Source organism: Pedobacter jamesrossensis, from assembly GCF_042650905.1.
Classification (GTDB): domain Bacteria; phylum Bacteroidota; class Bacteroidia; order Sphingobacteriales; family Sphingobacteriaceae; genus Pedobacter; species Pedobacter jamesrossensis.
Genome location: NZ_JBHSBY010000117.1, coordinates 12,530 through 30,056 on the forward strand (window position 1 = coordinate 12,530; position 17,527 = coordinate 30,056).

10 protein-coding genes are annotated in these 17,527 nt (G+C 34.6%); 1 reads left to right on the forward strand and 9 read right to left on the reverse strand.

All coding sequences use genetic code 11. The annotated features are described in order from the left end of the window. Positions 1–204: 204 nt before the first annotated feature. From ACFOUY_RS12165 to surE, 9 genes are all read right to left on the reverse strand, one after another. Positions 205–876 (reverse strand): basic secretory protein-like protein, encoded by a 672-nt coding sequence (locus ACFOUY_RS12165; protein ID WP_378960964.1) that lies wholly within the window; start codon positions 874–876, stop codon positions 205–207. Between the two features lie 189 nt (positions 877–1,065). Next, a complete protein-coding gene (locus ACFOUY_RS12170) occupies positions 1,066–1,962 on the reverse strand; it encodes an ROK family protein (protein WP_378960965.1) in 897 nt (298 codons plus the stop codon). Positions 1,963–2,191: 229 nt separating this feature from the next. Next, positions 2,192–4,639: a glutaminase family protein gene (locus ACFOUY_RS12175; protein WP_378960967.1), complete on the reverse strand. Its 2,448-nt coding sequence runs from the start codon at positions 4,637–4,639 to the stop codon at positions 2,192–2,194. Between the two features lie 246 nt (positions 4,640–4,885). After that, on the reverse strand, positions 4,886–6,535 hold the full coding sequence (locus ACFOUY_RS12180) for a RagB/SusD family nutrient uptake outer membrane protein (RefSeq protein ID WP_378960969.1): 1,650 nt from the start codon (positions 6,533–6,535) through the stop codon (positions 4,886–4,888). Positions 6,536–6,546: 11 nt separating this feature from the next. Further along, positions 6,547–9,564, reverse strand: a complete 3,018-nt coding sequence (locus ACFOUY_RS12185; RefSeq protein WP_378960970.1) for a SusC/RagA family TonB-linked outer membrane protein — start codon at positions 9,562–9,564, stop codon at positions 6,547–6,549. A 364-nt stretch (positions 9,565–9,928) separates the two neighbouring features. Beyond that, a complete protein-coding gene (locus tag ACFOUY_RS12190; protein WP_378960971.1) occupies positions 9,929–10,933 on the reverse strand; it encodes a LacI family DNA-binding transcriptional regulator in 1,005 nt (334 codons plus the stop codon). A gap of 231 nt (positions 10,934–11,164) precedes the next feature. After that, positions 11,165–12,271 carry a lipid-A-disaccharide synthase gene (gene lpxB, locus ACFOUY_RS12195; RefSeq protein ID WP_378960972.1) on the reverse strand — a complete coding sequence of 369 codons (1,107 nt, stop codon included), beginning with the start codon at positions 12,269–12,271 and terminating at the stop codon, positions 11,165–11,167. 433 nt (positions 12,272–12,704) lie between these two features. Further along, a complete protein-coding gene (locus ACFOUY_RS12200; RefSeq protein ID WP_378960973.1) occupies positions 12,705–12,977 on the reverse strand; it encodes a stationary phase survival protein SurE in 273 nt (90 codons plus the stop codon). 7 nt (positions 12,978–12,984) lie between these two features. Continuing rightward, a complete protein-coding gene (surE, locus tag ACFOUY_RS12205) occupies positions 12,985–13,830 on the reverse strand; it encodes a 5'/3'-nucleotidase SurE (RefSeq protein WP_378960974.1) in 846 nt (281 codons plus the stop codon). Positions 13,831–14,103: 273 nt separating this feature from the next. Between surE and ACFOUY_RS12210 the strand changes: the two genes are divergently transcribed. Next, positions 14,104–17,034 (forward strand): M16 family metallopeptidase, encoded by a 2,931-nt coding sequence (locus ACFOUY_RS12210; protein WP_378960975.1) that lies wholly within the window; start codon positions 14,104–14,106, stop codon positions 17,032–17,034. The last annotated feature ends 493 nt before the right edge of the window (positions 17,035–17,527 follow it).

Below are 17,527 nucleotides of genomic sequence, written 5' to 3' on the forward strand. Positions count from 1 at the left end.
TTGCTAAACTTTACACTTTGAGCATTTGTATAAATAGATACCAAACTTGATACTACAAGCAATAACAAAACTCTATTGATATATTTTAAGCATCTTAAAACATTTAGAAACTGTTTAAATTTATACTCCAATTACTTTATGGAACGTGGGGACACGTTCCATGGCAATAGCCAAGGTGCGTGTCACCACGCACCTTTTTGGATTTTAAAGTTGTGGATTTTTAACGTAATCAGCCCAAAGTCCATCCAAATCTTTACCTGTTAATTTAGTCCATATGGCAGATGTATAAGTATGGTCCCTTAAAGATGCGTCAACCGCTCTAATAGTTCCTGGTTTAACATTTTTTTCAATCCAGGTGAAGAATCTAGCCGTAATGCGGTAACTGTTTTTGTAGCTATGTTCTGGTTTTAAATCTGGCAAGGCCCACTTTGCTCCGGCATTATCTATTCCGAATTTAGAACGTGCAAAATCTGCAATGCCTTCCGTTAACCAACCCGGGCCAACACTACGCCCATAATCTTGAACAATGTGCATGACTTCATGCGTAACTACATCTATATCTTCAGGATGTTTTATCATCCAAATAGAACTGAATGTAACCACTCCATTGCTAGTTGCTGCAACTCCTTTATAGGCTGTATCAATAAAGAACTTAACATCTTTTAAAGTATTTGGATTGTACTCTTTAGCCAACTTAGGATAAACAATAAAAAAAGTTTCGATTAAACGTTTTTTCAGTTTTGGATCCAGTTCTGCAAAATTGCTTTCGAAAGTGAGTGTATAGCCTTTTTTCTTAATTACTTCTTGTGCCTGTGATTTTGAAAATGGAAGAATTACCAGGAAAAATAAAATACTTAATAGGGTGATTTTTTTCATTTGTATATAATTATTGATAGTTTTCTATTGTTTTTTTAGTGGATTTAATGAGCCCTTAAACGCGTCTTATTTTTATTAAACCTAATTGAATAAAACTTTAATAAGCATTTACAAATCATTTTTTATCTGTTTACTTACCTACTAAATGGTTTTACTAGTCTTTATATAAAAAAAGGGGTTTAACCCTTTTTATTCTGTTTCTCTTATTTCGTGTAAAAAATTAAGGTCGCAACAACTCGCTGCTCCTATTAGTGCGGCATTCTCTTTTAACTTAGTTACTTTAATATCTGCAAGAACATCGTTCCCTTTTAAAGTTGCAATTAATTCAGGAGAAAAAGCACCAAAAGCTCTCGATATGTTACCGCCAACAATAACCACATCAGACTTATATTTTTTAATTACCGGAATTAAAAACTGCGCCAAATTGTATCCAAACTCCATAAATACACGTGTTGCATCATGATCTGTTGTAGTTAGCGAGGTTAATTCTTTTACATCTGCAACAGTATTATTACTTAGTTGATTGTAACGTTTTACAAACCAACGTGTTGAAAGATAATCTTCGGCGATACCATTCATAAATTCAGAATTCCACAAATCAGCATCCTTCGCAATACCACCGATACAATAAGACGAGCCTAAACCTGTTCCTAAAGTTAGCCCTAAAACATTTGCGTTTCCTCTTGCTACTCCTCCAAAAACCTCGCCTTGTAAAAAACCTGCAGCATCATTAATGAAATGAATATTATCAGTTTCTATATTTAATCTGTTTGCCAATTCTTGTTTAATATTTACACCGTAAAGTGCCTTAAACTTATCCTGATCTTTTATTAACGAAACGCCCTTTTCATAATCAAAAGGGCCTGGCATTGCAATACCTATTAATTTTGTATGGTGATTATCTTTTTCAAAAGCCTGGTTTATTACATCACACCATGCAGATAAAATTATTTCTTTACTCTCTTTCGAATCTACTGCGCTACGTTTTATACTATCTTCAATAATTGTTCTTGTTTCTAAATCTACCAATGCAGCTGTAATGTGCGAGCCGCCAATATCTACCCCTAATGCAACAGGTTTTTCCATTATCTATATTCTATATCTATCTTTAATTAATACCTGTATGCCTTTAATTATCCATAGATAAACCAGACATTTTTACTATCCGCTTAAAGAAAAAAATCAATTTCTCTTAAGCTCTTTACTCCATATTTTATTAGCCTAAAGTAATAGTTATTCTCTAAAACTTATGGTTGTGTAAAATATCTCTTTTATAAAAGATTCACAATTAAATAAATAGTTTATTTAATTTATTCTAATTTTTGATTCCCCATTTATCGGCCAATAATTTGATAAAATAACCCCCAACAACACTTCTAGCCTGGAAACCAACTTTAGCTCCTGTTGTAGTTTCGTGCCAGTCGTTTAGTGGAACCCTACTTTCTGTTTCATTAGCAAACTTGAAAATTGGTTTTACAAATTTCTGGAAATCTGCTTGGTTATCGGCTAAAGTTGCGGTCCACATAATCCAATCAGATTTTGTATAAGTTTTACGGCTATCTAATGGCAAACCGAAAGTATTTTGCTTAGTTAAGTAGTAATTTATTTCTTTTTTATAAACCGACTCGGGAAATAATTTCAAACCTAATAACTTGTCCCAAACCAAATTGTACTTTTGGCTCCAGGTATTTTTATCATTAAAAGTTAAAGCATAGTGGTCACCATCATTTGCCATTTCCTGCCACTTCTTGGCCATATCTAAAGCGATATTTCTATACTTTGCAGCCTCATCATTTTCACCTAATTGTTGAGCCATTTGTGCGTAAGCAGCTAAGGCAACAATTGCCTTGACTGATAAATTAGCGTTTCTAGCCAAGTGACCAGCAAAATCATCTGTACACAACTGGTTAGCCGGGTCGAAACCTTCTTTCGATAAATAATCAGCCCAGATAGATAATGTAGCCCAATGTTTTTCGGCATATTTCGCGTTGCCCTGGGCTTTGGCAATTGCGCCAGTTAAGATAATCATATTACCTGCCTCTTCTACAGGCATATCTTCTCCATAAGTTTGACCATTAGCAAAAGGATAAGTACCTAAATCGTGGGCTGGATAAGGTTTTTTCCACTTTCCACTTTCTGAATAATAAAAAATACCGTTTAACATCCCCGTTAGTAATTCTGGATTGTAAAGTAGATATTCTGGTGCAGAAGGATAAGTCACATCAACGGTATTGATAAAACCTCCACTAAAATTTTCTTTCGAAAGGAATAAAATATCGCCATTTGGTGCATAAATAATTTTATGAGCGGCTATGCTTTGGCGGTAAGCCAGCTCACATAATTTTGCATACTCTGCGCCACCAGCTTGCTCAGCATCAGCGTAAAGTTTTGCATTAAATTCATTGCATTTTTTAATTATCGATTCGTAATCTTTGTCAGCGTTAGCAAGTTGGGTTTCGAATTTCTCTCCCGATTTTTTCCATATTGGAGATAATTGTTGCCCAAAATATTCTACAGACTTCAAATCATCGTAACCCATCATTAAATATTTTTCTACCGGATTTGAGCCAACAGAACCAAAAGAAATAATACTGCTTAGATTTAATTCTTTAGCATTTGCCACTTCAGCTGTAGCCGGATATTTCGCCCCTAAAAAGCTGCTTAAGCTTTCTGCTTGTTTATTAATGTATTGCGTTGCTTTAAATTGCTCTGGAACGGCAATATACATATAGCCCCAATCAATTCTTAAATCATCGGCCTTTTTTTGTAAAACTGGTTGTTCTACAGTTCCGGCGCTTAAAATTGAAAGTTTGTTAACGTTAGTTCTTTTTGCAGTTACAGCTTGATCTGGAGTATTTACAGCAATATTTGTTGATGCGCTAAAGTGTAAATCTACATGATGTTTTTGGGTATCGTTAGCTTTAACCGAATAAGTAATATAACTGATTGGTCTTGCCGTTAATGCAATATCGTTTAATAAAAGTGGCGAGGTGAAAGTAACTTCGAGATTAACAGCGCCACATGTAAAACTATATTTGGTTGTTGTAGCTTCTACTTTAACATTGGTTTGTTTTGCTAAATCGATGGTTGATTTTTGAGGGATTTCCTCAACAATGCCTGCATCGAGGTATCGGCCTCCTGCAGTATTTTTAACATGAATGCTCAATAAATTTTCACCAGTTTTTAAAATACCTTCCTCGATAGGAATATAGATGTATTCGTGTACCCAACCCGTTTTTTTATAAATAGATTTTCCGTTTATTGATACATCTACATCATCATCATGATTAAGCTTTAAATATTTTTTTCCCGCCGATAACTTAGCGATAGTGAATTTTCTTCTGTAATATAAATCATCGCTATTCCATTTGGTTTTAGCAGATTTATCGTCGCCAAAAGGCGCAGTTCCTTTCTTCCATGATGCATCACTAAAATTATTTGTAACCCAACTTTGTGCAGGTTGTTCAAATGTATAATTTGCCTCGTAAGGCTTTTCATCAGATGCCGGAAGTATTGTTTTGTATTCTTTTGATTCTGCGCCTAAAAAGCGATAAAACTTATCATCTACTTTTAATACGCCTGAAAGAGATTGGTTTTTACCAGTCCAATGTTTGGTTACCGATTGATTTAATTCATTGCCAAAAGACCAAATACTAAAATAGGTATCATGAGTGATTAGCGGATATGCAGGTGCTTTATCTTGGGCATTTAGTTCTATAAAAGAAAACAAGCAAAGCAAGATTAGTAAATAATATTTTCTCATTTAATATTTGATTTAGTTAGATTTTTTAAAGAAAGCTAAAGCTTTATATCAATTATATTTAGCTCTGAAAAAGTATTTAAAACAATAGAATAAGTAAAACGTTTTACTAAGCTCAATGTTACTAAAAAAACAACATTTTAAATCAATTGAAATTGTAATATGTGAGTTACAAAATTGATGTTATTATAATTTAAAAACCAAAAAAAAGGTGCTCTCATTGAGCACCTTTTTATGTTATTTTGCTAACTAGTAGCCAGCGTTTTGTGTTAAATTTTCATTCAACGTTCTTTGTACTTGTGGTATTGGGAAAGTATTTCTGAAAGCTGCTGATGGAGTGTGATCCCACCATGAAGCTGTAGTGAATTTACCAAAACGAATCAAATCATCTCTTCTAAAGCCTTCAAAAATAAATTCTCTTCCACGTTCTGCTAAAAGTTCATCCATTGTTAGTGTTGCTGCAGTGTACGGTACAAAATTGGCTGCTGTAAAAGCACGTTTCTTACAATCGTTAATTAACTGAAGAGCTTCTGCGTTTGCTACATTACCGTTTTTACGCATAAGCGCTTCTGCTTTAGCAAAATAAACCCAAGTTAATCTATAGATATTCCAATCTCCGCTGTTGTAGTTAGGGTCGATGGGCACCGCCACACCGTTAACAACACCAGCAACCTGGTTACCTAGTTTATACTTATTAAAACGAACCCCACTATTTTCTTCTCCTTCACTCATGTTAGAAACAGTAGAACCAGTCTTATTTTTACGAATATTATCGACAAAGTTAATTTGCAGACCACTGTATTCGTTACCACCAGAAGCTAATGCTGGCTGACCGTTATCAAACCTAACCTGAGGACCTTCTAATAACCAAGTTCTTTTTCTTAAATCCTGATCCTGATAGTTTGTGAAAACACCTGGAATAACAACGATACCATCATTACCATTACGAGCACCACCGTAAATTTGATCTTGTTGAAAGTGAAAGAATTCACTTGGCCAAGGCGCCTGAGCTGATGCTAATCTAAATTCGTAAGCGATTGAAAAAATCGCTTCTTTAGAAAGTTCATTCGTAGTTTTAAACTGGTCAGTGATGTTTGGATCTAAAGCCATCGCACCATTTTGACCACCTGCTGCACCGCTGATTAATTTGTCTGCTGCCGCAATACAATCATCCCAACGAGCTGTTCCTGTCCAAACCTCAGCATTTAAGTACAATTCTACCAACATGGCATATGCACCAGCCTGGCTCATTCTGCCAGCCATTGCTTTCGAATGTAATTGTGCTTTACCAACATTATCCAAAATTTCCTTTTCAATAAAAGCAAAAACGTCTTTTCTAGGCAGTGTAGCTGGTTTTGCAGGAATACCAACTTGTGTTACAACAGGGATATTACCAAACAAATCCATTAACTTTAAGTAGTGGAATGCTCGGAATAATTTCAATTCTGCTATGTAAGAATCCTTTTCAACTTGCGTAATTCCCATTGCAGAAATGTCGCGTTTTTCTAAGTTTTCTATAGGATCATTACATAATCCCATGCCCCAATACATTAAAGACCATGCATTGTTTAATGGCGCATCATCAGTTAACCAGGTATGGTAGTGTAAACGCTTCCATTTACCACCATCTTCACCATGGCGTCCTTTTGTTGGCCATGCTAACTGGTCACCAGAAAGTTCAGATGGTCTATACCATCCATCTTGCCCTGATGGTGTTACCCAAGCACTTGCATGTGTATATGGTCTAAGAACTGCAGAAAGTACTTCGTTTTTGTTATTATAAAAGTTATCAGAAATTAACTGATCGTATACATTTTCATCGAGTTTTGTACAGCTGTTCATTAGGAACAATGGTGCTGCAACTAAACAACCAAGAACTATTTTTTTGTAATTTTTCATTTTCTTAAATATTAAAATCCGAAATTAACACCAAACAAGAATTGTCTCGTAGCTGGATATGGACTTCTTGAATCAATACCAGGGCCTAAGCCTGTATCACTTACAGTATCAGGGTCGTTACCTGTATATCCTGTAATTGTAAACAAGTTTTGTCCAGTTACATAAGCTCTTAAGTTTCTAACAAATTTTGTTTTGAATTTAAAAGTGTAACCTAAAGTTAACTCGTCAACTTTCAAGAAACTTCCACTTTCTAAGTAATAATCAGAGTACATGTAAGTATCTTTAATTTCAGAATATTTTGTAAATGCGCTATTTAAAAGATTAGTTGTTGCTCCATTTTTGTTACCATAAGAAATAGCCATTGTATTAAGAACATCAAAATCTAATTTACTTCTTAAAAACACTCTGAAATCGAAATTACCGTATCTAAAAGTATTTGTTAATGATAAATAATATTTAGGTATAGCATTACCAATAACAGCTAAATCAGTTTGGTCTCTAAATGATGAGGTATTGATTTGAGCATTTGAAACAACTTCATTATTTCTATTGAAGAAAGTCCATTTACCGTCAGGTGTAAAACCGGCAAATCTTTTACCCCAGAACTCGCCAAGGTTTCTACCTTCGTAAGTACGAATCGCATCACCCAAAGCACCAAAACCACCAATACCACCAAAAGTTTTTAAGTCTCTTTTGTAAACATCGTTAGAATATCTATCTAATTTATTTTGAGTTGTACTACCTGCGAAGTCAATATCCCAAGAGAATTTATCTTTTTTGATAGCAGCATAACTTAGTGTTACCTCGATACCTTTAGCAGAAATTGTACCTACGTTTGTGTAAATTGAAGATTGAATAAATGGTGGTTGAGGAGAAGTATAAGTATCTAATAAATCTTGTGTTACCCTTCTGTAAAGCTCAACTGAACCGCTTAATTTATTATTGAAGAGTGTAAAATCAAGACCTAAGTTTAACTCTTTCTTTCTTTCCCATCTCAAATCAGGATTTGGATTTCTGTTCGGGCCGTAGGTTTGTAAATATTCGCCGGTAGGGAATAAATAAATATTACCAGTACCTAATGTTACTAACGATGCATAGTTTGCAAAACCAGAATTACCAGTTTCACCATAACCTAATCTTAGTTTTAAGTTGTTAACCCATTTCACGTTTTGCATGAAATTTTCTTTAGTCACGTTCCACGCACCAGAAGCTGCAGGGAAAGTAGCCCATTTATTATTCGCACCAAAACGAGATGAACCTTCCCTTCTTACACTGGCTTGAAAAATATATTTATCATCAAATGAGTAAAACGCTCTTGCAAAAGTTGCAATTAAAGTATTATCATTTTTGAAACTACCAATACCGATACGGTTTAAAACAACTGGCACGCTACCTAAGTTATTTTCCTCGAAAAGATCATTCACATAACCACGGTTATTAGCATTAAATCCTTCACTTACTTCATAGCGGTAACTGTAACCACCAATAAACTGTACATTATGTTTATCGGCAAAAGTTTTGTTATACTCTATTGTTGGCTCTAAGTTAAAGTTCTGATCCAGTCTAGAACTTCTTGCAGCATAACCCCCACCAGGTGATTCACCATTTTCTATTGAGTTTTGACCTTGTTTATCTCTATATTCACCATCTAACCACCAATCGCGTTGGTGTGCACCAAATACAGATCCTTTTAAACCTGGAATGATTTCGAAATCAATTTTACCATCAGCAGAGAAAGTTTGTTGTTGTCTTCTGCTTTTTTCCTGATTTAACCTTGCAATTTCGTTAGTTAAATTTCTTGTGAATAAATAACTACCATCTGGCTTGAAATAAGATTCAGTAGGGTTTTTTGTTAAAACGTTTTCCCAACCGCCACCAGCAAGTAGATTAGGGTTGTTAAAGTTAGTAGCTACGTTAAATAAAGCAGTAAGGCGTTTATCTAATCCTTTTTGTGTTAAGCTTAATCTTATACCGTAATCTTTTCTTGTATTTTGCTCAGCAAAACCTTGCAAATCTCTAAAGTTTAAACTCGCACGGTAGCTTGAGTTTTCACTACCGCCAGAAACTGCAAAGTTGTGGTTATGTGAAACGTTATTTTTATTAATTAAATCATAAAAATAATCGAAATCGCCACCAAAATCTTGTACAACATATTCTCCACTAGCAATTCTTTGTCTTAATTGAGTAGCATTCATAAAATCTGGTCTTTTAACCAAAGTTTCATGTCTAACGTAAGAATTGTAGTCAAATTTAGATGGTCCTGCTTTACCTTTTTTAGTTGTAATTAAAATTACACCAGCATTTGCTCTAGTACCATAAATAGCAGCACCCGAACCGTCTTTAAGCACAGAGAATGATTCAATATCATCTTGTGTTAATAGATCAAGGTTACCACCTGGAATTCCATCGATAATAATTAAAGGAGATTGTGAACCAGAAATTGAAGTTACACCCCTTAATTGGATACCAGGACTATTGTTTGGGTTTGTACTGTTCCTGGTAATTTGTAAACCAGCTACTTTACCTTGTAATAAGTCTAAAGCATTTCTAGCACCACTTTGTCTAAAACCCGATGAATCGATTTTTGTTACTGCAGAAGAAATCTGGTCTTTATTTAAAGTACCGTAACCAATAACTACAATATCGTTAAGTTTAGTATCAGAAGATTCTTGCAATTTAACACTCAAAGAATTTTGTGCACCAACAGTAATGTTTTGAGTGTTATAGCCAATGTAACTAATTCGGATAACATCAGTCGCATTTGCTTCTATGCTAAACTTTCCGTTTGCATCTGTTACAACTGTTTTCCCAGATGTTTGGTTTTTAATACCTACACCAGGTACGGGTTGGTTTTTTTCATCAACCACTGTTCCGGTAATAATTTTTTGCGTTTGAGCTTGCTGCCACAGCTTACCCCCATTCAAGAATCCCTTCGCCCCTTCCCACTCTGAATTCATTGAAAACGCAGGACCATTCAGCAATATTATTGCAGCAGATAGCCCCGTAATTTTGAGTAAATTAATTTTCATTAGCGGTTTGTTAAATTTTAAATTGATTAGTTATAATATATTTCGTGTTACTCTTATTTAAGATTTCTTATTTGATGTCTGATTCATCAAATAAAAAATTAAACTTTCTTATTGGCCTCGGCTTTTATGTATTATAAAATTTATTAAGAAATAGTCTTTGCAAAAACAAAACAAGTAAGAGCAGATATATCAATCTGTAGGGAAGTAGTTATCCTCAGCATACAGTTAAGGCTCTGTAAAAGTCTCATAAATACATTTGGTTATAGTAAATCGTTTTACTACATCAATAGTAGAAATTATTTTTAATTAATAAAACGATTTAGTTGTAAAAAAAATGTTACAACAAATAAAACTTCATTAAATCTTAATCTCTGATAATAAGTTTGGCTGGAATAATCACCTCTTGAATGGGCAATTTGGTTTTGGAAGACAACTGACTTAATATCAGTTTTATAACCGTTTCTGCAATTTCTTCCAAAGGTTGTTGTACGGTTGAGATACCAGGCGTATGCAGTTCAAATGCTTCATGGTCATCGTAGGCAATTACCGAGAAATCGTTTCCTATTGTCTTTCTGATTTGCTTTAACACCTTCAAACCACTAATTGCAAGATAATTCGTAGCAAATAAAACTGCGTCAATTTTATCATTATTAAACAATTGCTTAATTTGATTGATGGTTTCTTGTTCATCCTGGTTGAAATGAACTTTTAAAACCAAATCTTCATTATATGGCAAACCATAGTCTAAAAGAGCTTTCTTGTAGCCTTCGTACCTTTCGGTAATTTGCAATACATCAATATCCGTTGTTACTAATGCAATATTCTTTTTTCCTGCCTGAACGAAATTTTCTATTGATTGGTAGGAGGCGCTAAAATGATTTGCGCCTACATAATTGGCATCAATATCTTCTAAATTTCTATCAAACAAAATAACAGGTTTATCATCATTGATTAAAACCCGAATATCTTCTTCTAATCCCTTTACCGGAGAGATGATGTAAGCGTCAACCTTCCTCGATTTGAACATATTTATCAACTCCCGGGCCTTTTCGATACTGTTTTCGGTACTGGAATAGATTATCTTATATCCACGCTTATAAGCCTTATCTTCTATAAGCCTGGCAATTTTTGCAAAAAAAGAATTCGAAATATCTTCTACTATTAGTCCTATAATATTAGAGTTACCAGTTCTTAAACTTCTTGCAATTTGATTTGGCTTGTAACCGCTTTCCTCTATAATCTTTTCTACCTTTTCTATAACCCCGTCACTAATCGATTTTTCTTTCGCTTTTCCATTTATTATAAAAGAAACTGTAGTGATAGATACATTTGCCTTTTGAGCTATATCCTTAATAGAGAGGGCTTTCATGAGTAAGTTTAGTTTTAGTAGAAAATCAAAACTAATTAAAAAAAGTAGAAATTTAATAATTGAGCTTTTAAAGCGATAATTAACGGCAAAATTTAAGACTTTTCGGGATAAAAAAGCTTCGTTTAAGTGCGCTTCCACTCCGCTCAACCTGACCAAACTGGAAAGCGCTAACTGAAAGAAATTACCAAATGATAAATTCCTTAAATTATTTTAATGCCTCAATGACAAAGATTAAGCTTTTATATAACTTAAAATAAGCTTCGCTGTTTTTGCCGAAGCACCAGGCATTCCCATTAAAGCCAAAAGTCCATCATAATTTAAAAGCATCTTCTTTCTTCCTTCGCCTTCCAAAATTATTTTAAGTTCTTCATTTACTTTAACTGAATTGCAATCTTCCTGAATTAGTTCGGTTACTATTTTTTTGTTTACAATAAGATTAACCAATGAAATAAATTTAATCTTAACCAGCATTCTGGCAATTGCAATTGATATTGTTCCACCTTTATAAACCACAACTTGCGGCACTTTAAATAAAGCGGTTTCTAAGGTGGCCGTTCCAGATGCCACTATTGCGGCATGGGCATTATGCAAAAGGTTATAGGTATTATTAAACAATAATTTAACGTTTTTAGAACCCGTAAATTGATGATAGTAAGTTTCGTTAAAAGTTGGCGCCGCAGCTATTGCAAACTCATAATCAGGGTAATTTTCGGTTATACTTAGCATAACGGGCAATAAGCGTTCTATTTCTTGTTTTCTACTGCCAGGTAGCAAGGCAATAATTTTCTTTTCGCTTAATTTATTCTTTAATCTAAACGCTTGCTCAGGTTCGAACTGTGCAATTTCATCTAATAGTGGGTTTCCAACGTAATCAACTTTCATACCCCATTCTTTATAAAAATCTACTTCGAATGGCAGAATACAAAACATGTGATCTATATTCTTTTTAATTTTTAAAACCCTTTTCTGGTTCCAGGCCCAAACCTTAGGCGATATGTAATAACAAACTTTTATGCCGTTGGCTTTTGCAAACTCCGCAATTTTTAGATTGAAGCCCGGGAAATCAATTAAAATTAAAACATCGGGTTTCCAAGCCAAAATATCTGCTTTGCAAGCTTTAAGGTTTTTAAAAATCGTTCGTAGATTTAAAAGCACTTCAGTAAAACCCATAAAAGCCATATCTGCATAATGCTTAACCAATTCACCACCTTCTGCCTGCATTTTATCGCCACCGAAATAACGGAAAACAGGTTCTGTATCTTCTTCTTTAAGTGCCTTCATTAGGTTGGCGCCATGTAAATCTCCTGATGCTTCGCCTGCTACGAGGTAATATTTCATATTAATTATGAGTTTGATAAGCTTAATAATTGCTACAGATTTTCAAAAATCTTTTTAATCTGCAAATCTGTCGCAACGAAACAGAAGCTGCGCTTCGTAAAGTATTTAAACATCAATTATTTTTAGAAAACAATTGGTTCGGTAATTCTTAGCCTCCAACAGTCCCGCTATCGCATATAGTCCTCTCCCGACGAAGAATCGGAATTGCGGGCTATTTAGCTCTATCGGGTTTAAGTACAATGGTTTTAAACACAGAAAAACAACTATACCAATTAGCACTTTACAGTTTTTTACCCCCAAAACAAACCGAAGTTTTTAAACCCGATTGCAGCGGAAATCCGTTTTGTCATTACAGCGAAAAGCGGGACAGTTAGCTACCAAAAACCATGGACTTACATTTTCTAAAAGCCATTTAAACAATTTTAAATGCTAACTAAAAAACTTTGTATGCAAAAAACACAAAAGCACACAAAAAGGTTGCAGCTAATATTCCTCTGCCTATATTTTCTTTATTGTACTTAAAAAAGTATTGCATAAAATAGGCATTTACCGCTATGGCACCAATGTACAACAAATCTGCTTTTGATAGGTAAACGACGTGATTTATGATATACCAGGCTATGAAACAAAGAATGGCAGGAATCATTATTCCAATACCTAAACCTACCCAAACAGAATTATTTAGTTTACTTAATTGATTATTCATTTTAATGTTAACCAAGATTTAAACCGTCGGGTGCAGAAACTTTGTTTGCTTTAGTATCATTTTTCGAATGATTTTCGCCACCAAAATTCCAGCTGTTTAAGGTTTGTATGGCATGGTGTGCGGTCAAATCGAACTGAACCGGAACAATAGAAACATAACCATGTTCCAAAGCCCAAACATCGGTATCTTCTCCATTATCGAAGTTTTCGAACACGCCGGTTAACCAATAATAGGGTCGATTGTAAGGGTCTTTCCGCTCATCAAATTCTTCCATCCATTTTGCATTGGCTTGTCTGCAAATTTTAATTCCCTTTAATTTATCTCCTTTCGGAAAATTAACATTTAACAATGTACCTTCTGGTAAACCGTTTGCTAAAACTTGTTCGGCAATGTTTTTTATAAACTTTTTGGTGTGACTGAAATCTGCATCGGCAGCAAAATCATCCATAGAAAAACCTATTGAAGGAATTTTTTCTATAGCGCCTTCTACCGCGGCCGACATGGTGCCAGAGTAAAGCACATTAATAGAATTGTTTAAGCCGTGGTTAATTCCGGAAACGCATAAATCGGGCTTTTTACCCTTAAATATTTTATTAACGGCAATTTTAACACAATCTACCGGTGTACCACTACACTTGTACATTTCTATACCTGGATATAAATCTACGTTATCGAAACGAATCGGTTTCCCGATGGTAATTGCATGCCCCATTCCACTTTGCGGACTATCGGGTGCAACCACAACAACATTTCCAATTTCCTGCATAACCTCCATCAGGTTCTTAATTCCTGTGGCTGTTATACCATCATCATTTACAACTAAAATATTTGGTTTTGTGCTTAGCTTCGTCATGCTGTAAAAATACAGATTATAAAATTTAAGCCGTAATAATCTTAGAAACTGTTAATAAATAAGATATGGATTTGTATGGAGCGTGGAGACACACGACCTTGGCTGCTGCGATGTGATAAAATCGTTTTGCCCTATAGTTTTAGTTATGAAATTAAAAAGCATTTCGTTTGGTGGTAAAATCCATATATATTTGGGTAAATAACTTATTTAACTACAATTCGATAAACCATAGTTCACCCCTAAAATATCGGATAGTCTCATAAACCAAAATAAATGAAATTCAAACTACTAACTCTGGCTTGTTTTCTATTTACAGGTTCGTTTGTAAAAGCGCAAACCTACGAATGGAAAACGGGAACTTCGGGCGGTTACACTTACAAATACGTAACTAACGACCCATCATCAACACGTTTTTATACCCTTAAAAATGGCTTGACAGTTATTTTATCGCCAAATATTAAAGAACCAAATGTTCAGTTTAGAATGAGCGTTAGAGCGGGTAGTAACACTGACCCTAAAAACGCAACTGGTTTAGCACATTATTTAGAGCACCTTCTCTTTAAAGGAACTGATAAATTTGGAACTGCAGATTGGATAAAAGAAAAACCTTATTTAGATAAAATTGATGCACTTTACGAAAAGTATAACAAAACAACCGATGCTGCACAACGTAAAGAGATTTACAAAGAAATAGATAAAACATCGGGTGAAGCATCTAACTTTTCTATTGCTAATGAATACGACAAAATGATGTCGGGCATTGGAGGAAACTCTTCAAATGCACATACCTGGTACGAAGAAACGGTTTACAACGAAGATTTTCCATCAAACGCAACTGATAAATTTTTAGCCATTCAGGGCGAACGTTTCCGCAAACCTATTTTCCGTATTTTCCATACAGAACTGGAGGCCGTTTACGAAGAAAAAAACCGTGGGTTAGATAGCGACCCTAATAAATTGGACGAAGCAATGATGGCATTGCTTTTCCCGGTTCATAATTACGGACAGCAAACTACAATTGGTACAATTGAACATTTGAAAAACCCATCTTTAGTAGAAATCAGAAACTACTACAACAAATACTACGTTCCGAACAACATGGCTGCAATTTTCACAGGAGATTTTAATCCTGATGAGATGATTAAAAAAGTTGATAAAACTTTTAGCTACATGGTTGCAAAACCGATAACACTTTACAATCCTGCGCCAGAGAAACCTTTAACAAAAATCCAAAAGGTTGATGTTAATGGACCAAGTGCAGAAATGGTTGAAATTTACTACCGTGGTTATGCAGAAAACACACCAAACAGCACTATGCTTAACTTAATTAAAAGCATTTTATTTAATGGTAAAGCGGGTTTAATCGACATCAATTTAAACAAGCAACAAAAAACCCAAAGAGCGAGTGCAAGCTATCAGCAAATGAAAGATTATGGTGTGTTTAATTTATCGGCACAACCTCGTCAAGGCCAATCTTTAGAGCAAGCTTCGAAATTACTTTTAGAGCAAGTTGACCTTTTAAAAGCTGGTAAATTTGATGATGACTTGTTAAAAGCCATTGTTGCGAACTTAAAACTGAGTTTCTTACAGGCTTTTGATAGCAATAACAACAGAGCAGAAAATTTATCGAACGAGTTTATTTTAAACCGTGGCACAAAATGGGATAAAAGCTTAAGCGAAATTAACGACGCTTCGAAAATTACGAAAGCACAGGTTGTTGCTTTTGCAAATACGATCTTTAAAGATAACTATGTAATTGGTTTTAAGCATAAAGGCGAAGATAAAAACATAATCAAGGTAGAAAAGCCTGCTATTACACCAATTAATGCTAACGGAAATTTAACATCAGCTTTTGTAAAAGGTATTATAGACGCACCTGTTAAGCCAATGGAACCGAAATTCCTGGACTACAAAAAGGATATCGTAATGGGTAAAGTTGGTATTGCTGATGTATTAACGACTAAAAATAGCGACAATTCTATTTTCAGGATGAGCTATAGATTTAATCATGGTGCAAATAACTATAAATTATTGCCTTATGCCGCTGCCTATTTGCCTTTCTTAAGTACCGACAAATATAGCGCTGAAGACATTAGCAAAGCCTTTTATAATATTGCTTGTACTTACAGCTTAAATGTTGGCACTGAAATTACAACGATTAATATTAGTGGTCTACAAGAAAATTTCGACAAAGCGGTAAGCCTTGTTGAACATATTTTTGCCAACGTTAAGCCTGATGAAAAAGCTTTAGCAGATTTAAAAAACACCATTTTAAAAAGCAGAGAAAACAACAAATTAAATAAAGGCCAGATTATGGTTGGCTTAACATCTTATGCACAGTATGGTAGTGTAAATCCATACAATAATGTACTTTCTAACGAAGATGTTAAAAACATGAAAGCCGAAGATTTAATTTATCTTTTGAAAAACTTAAATAATTATGAACATGTAATTACCTATTATGGACCGAAAGATGTTAATGCTTTCACTGCTGATATTAAGAAAGAACACGCCTTAGCTAAAGAGTTTACGCCTGCGGCTCCTGCAAAAGTTTATAATTATACTGTTCAGGATAGCAACCGCGTATATTTCGCAAACTACGATATGGTTCAATCTGAAATTCGTTGGTTAAGAAATACTGGTTTATACAACAAAACAGATAGACCAAACATCGAAGTATTTAATAACTATTTTGGCGGCGGTATGGGCTCAATTGTTTTCCAAACCATCAGAGAATCAAAAGCATTGGCCTATTCTACTTATGCAACTTATCAATCTCCAGACAAAGCCGACAAACAATATAGCATGATTGCTTATGTGGGTAGCCAGGCAGATAAAATGACTGATGCGGTTAACGGCATGAATGAATTATTGAATGTTTTGCCCCAGAGTGATAAGTCTTTCGATGGTGCAAAAGCGAACGTATTAACTTATTTAGAATCGAATAGAGTAACTAAAGACGGTATTTTTAACTACTATTTTGCAGATAAGAAATTAGGTTATGATTACGATTCGAGAATTGATTTATACAAAGGTTTAAAACCAATTACATTCGCAGATATTAAAGGTTTTCACGACCAAAAAGTTGCGAACAAACCTTATTCTTACCTAATTGTAGCTTCTGATAAAAAAGTAAAATTAGAAGATATGCAAAAATTCGGTAACGTTACAACGTTAACTTTAGAACAAATTTTTGGATACTAAGAGTTAAAAAGTTTGAATGTTCGAAAGTTAAAATGTTTGAAAGTTGAACTAGCAAAAAAGCGTTCCGAAATCAATCGGAACGCTTTTTTGTTTAAGCTAGAATTTGTGATTTGAAAAATGAATTTGAAAACGAGCGTTCAGTTTTTCATGGTATAACCCGCCCCGCCTTTCGCTTTAGCCCTCATAAAAAAATCGGGGCTGCCGCTTCAGTCGGGTTTAAAAACATAATTTAGTGCTTTTGGGAAATCCTACCACCCCTGTCCCTCCTAAATTAAGAGGGGATTAGGAACTACTTTGGCACCTAATTTAGCTACGATTTAGACTTTATACATTTAACCAAATTTTGAAAGAGCCGCTCAAGCTCCCCTACCTATTTTCAAGGAGGGCTTGGGGCAATGTCATTAACTTAAGGTCATATTGCTCTTTTGTAATTCGTCCATGTTTGATATTTTCCTTTGGTTCTTCTACCTTTTACGATTCTTAAGAATGATCT

Coding starts and splice junctions, on each gene's coding strand:
- surE (WP_378960974.1), bottom strand. CDS start 13,830: ATGACGAAGCTAAGCACAAAACCAAATATTTTAGTTGTAAATGATGAT.
- ACFOUY_RS12180 (WP_378960969.1), bottom strand. CDS start 6,535: ATGAAAAATTACAAAAAAATAGTTCTTGGTTGTTTAGTTGCAGCACCA.
- ACFOUY_RS12170 (WP_378960965.1), bottom strand. CDS start 1,962: ATGGAAAAACCTGTTGCATTAGGGGTAGATATTGGCGGCTCGCACATT.
- ACFOUY_RS12200 (WP_378960973.1), bottom strand. CDS start 12,977: ATGAATAATCAATTAAGTAAACTAAATAATTCTGTTTGGGTAGGTTTA.
- ACFOUY_RS12210 (WP_378960975.1), top strand. CDS start 14,104: ATGAAATTCAAACTACTAACTCTGGCTTGTTTTCTATTTACAGGTTCG.
- lpxB (WP_378960972.1), bottom strand. CDS start 12,271: ATGAAATATTACCTCGTAGCAGGCGAAGCATCAGGAGATTTACATGGC.
- ACFOUY_RS12165 (WP_378960964.1), bottom strand. CDS start 876: ATGAAAAAAATCACCCTATTAAGTATTTTATTTTTCCTGGTAATTCTT.
- ACFOUY_RS12190 (WP_378960971.1), bottom strand. CDS start 10,933: ATGAAAGCCCTCTCTATTAAGGATATAGCTCAAAAGGCAAATGTATCT.
- ACFOUY_RS12175 (WP_378960967.1), bottom strand. CDS start 4,639: ATGAGAAAATATTATTTACTAATCTTGCTTTGCTTGTTTTCTTTTATA.
- ACFOUY_RS12185 (WP_378960970.1), bottom strand. CDS start 9,564: ATGAAAATTAATTTACTCAAAATTACGGGGCTATCTGCTGCAATAATA.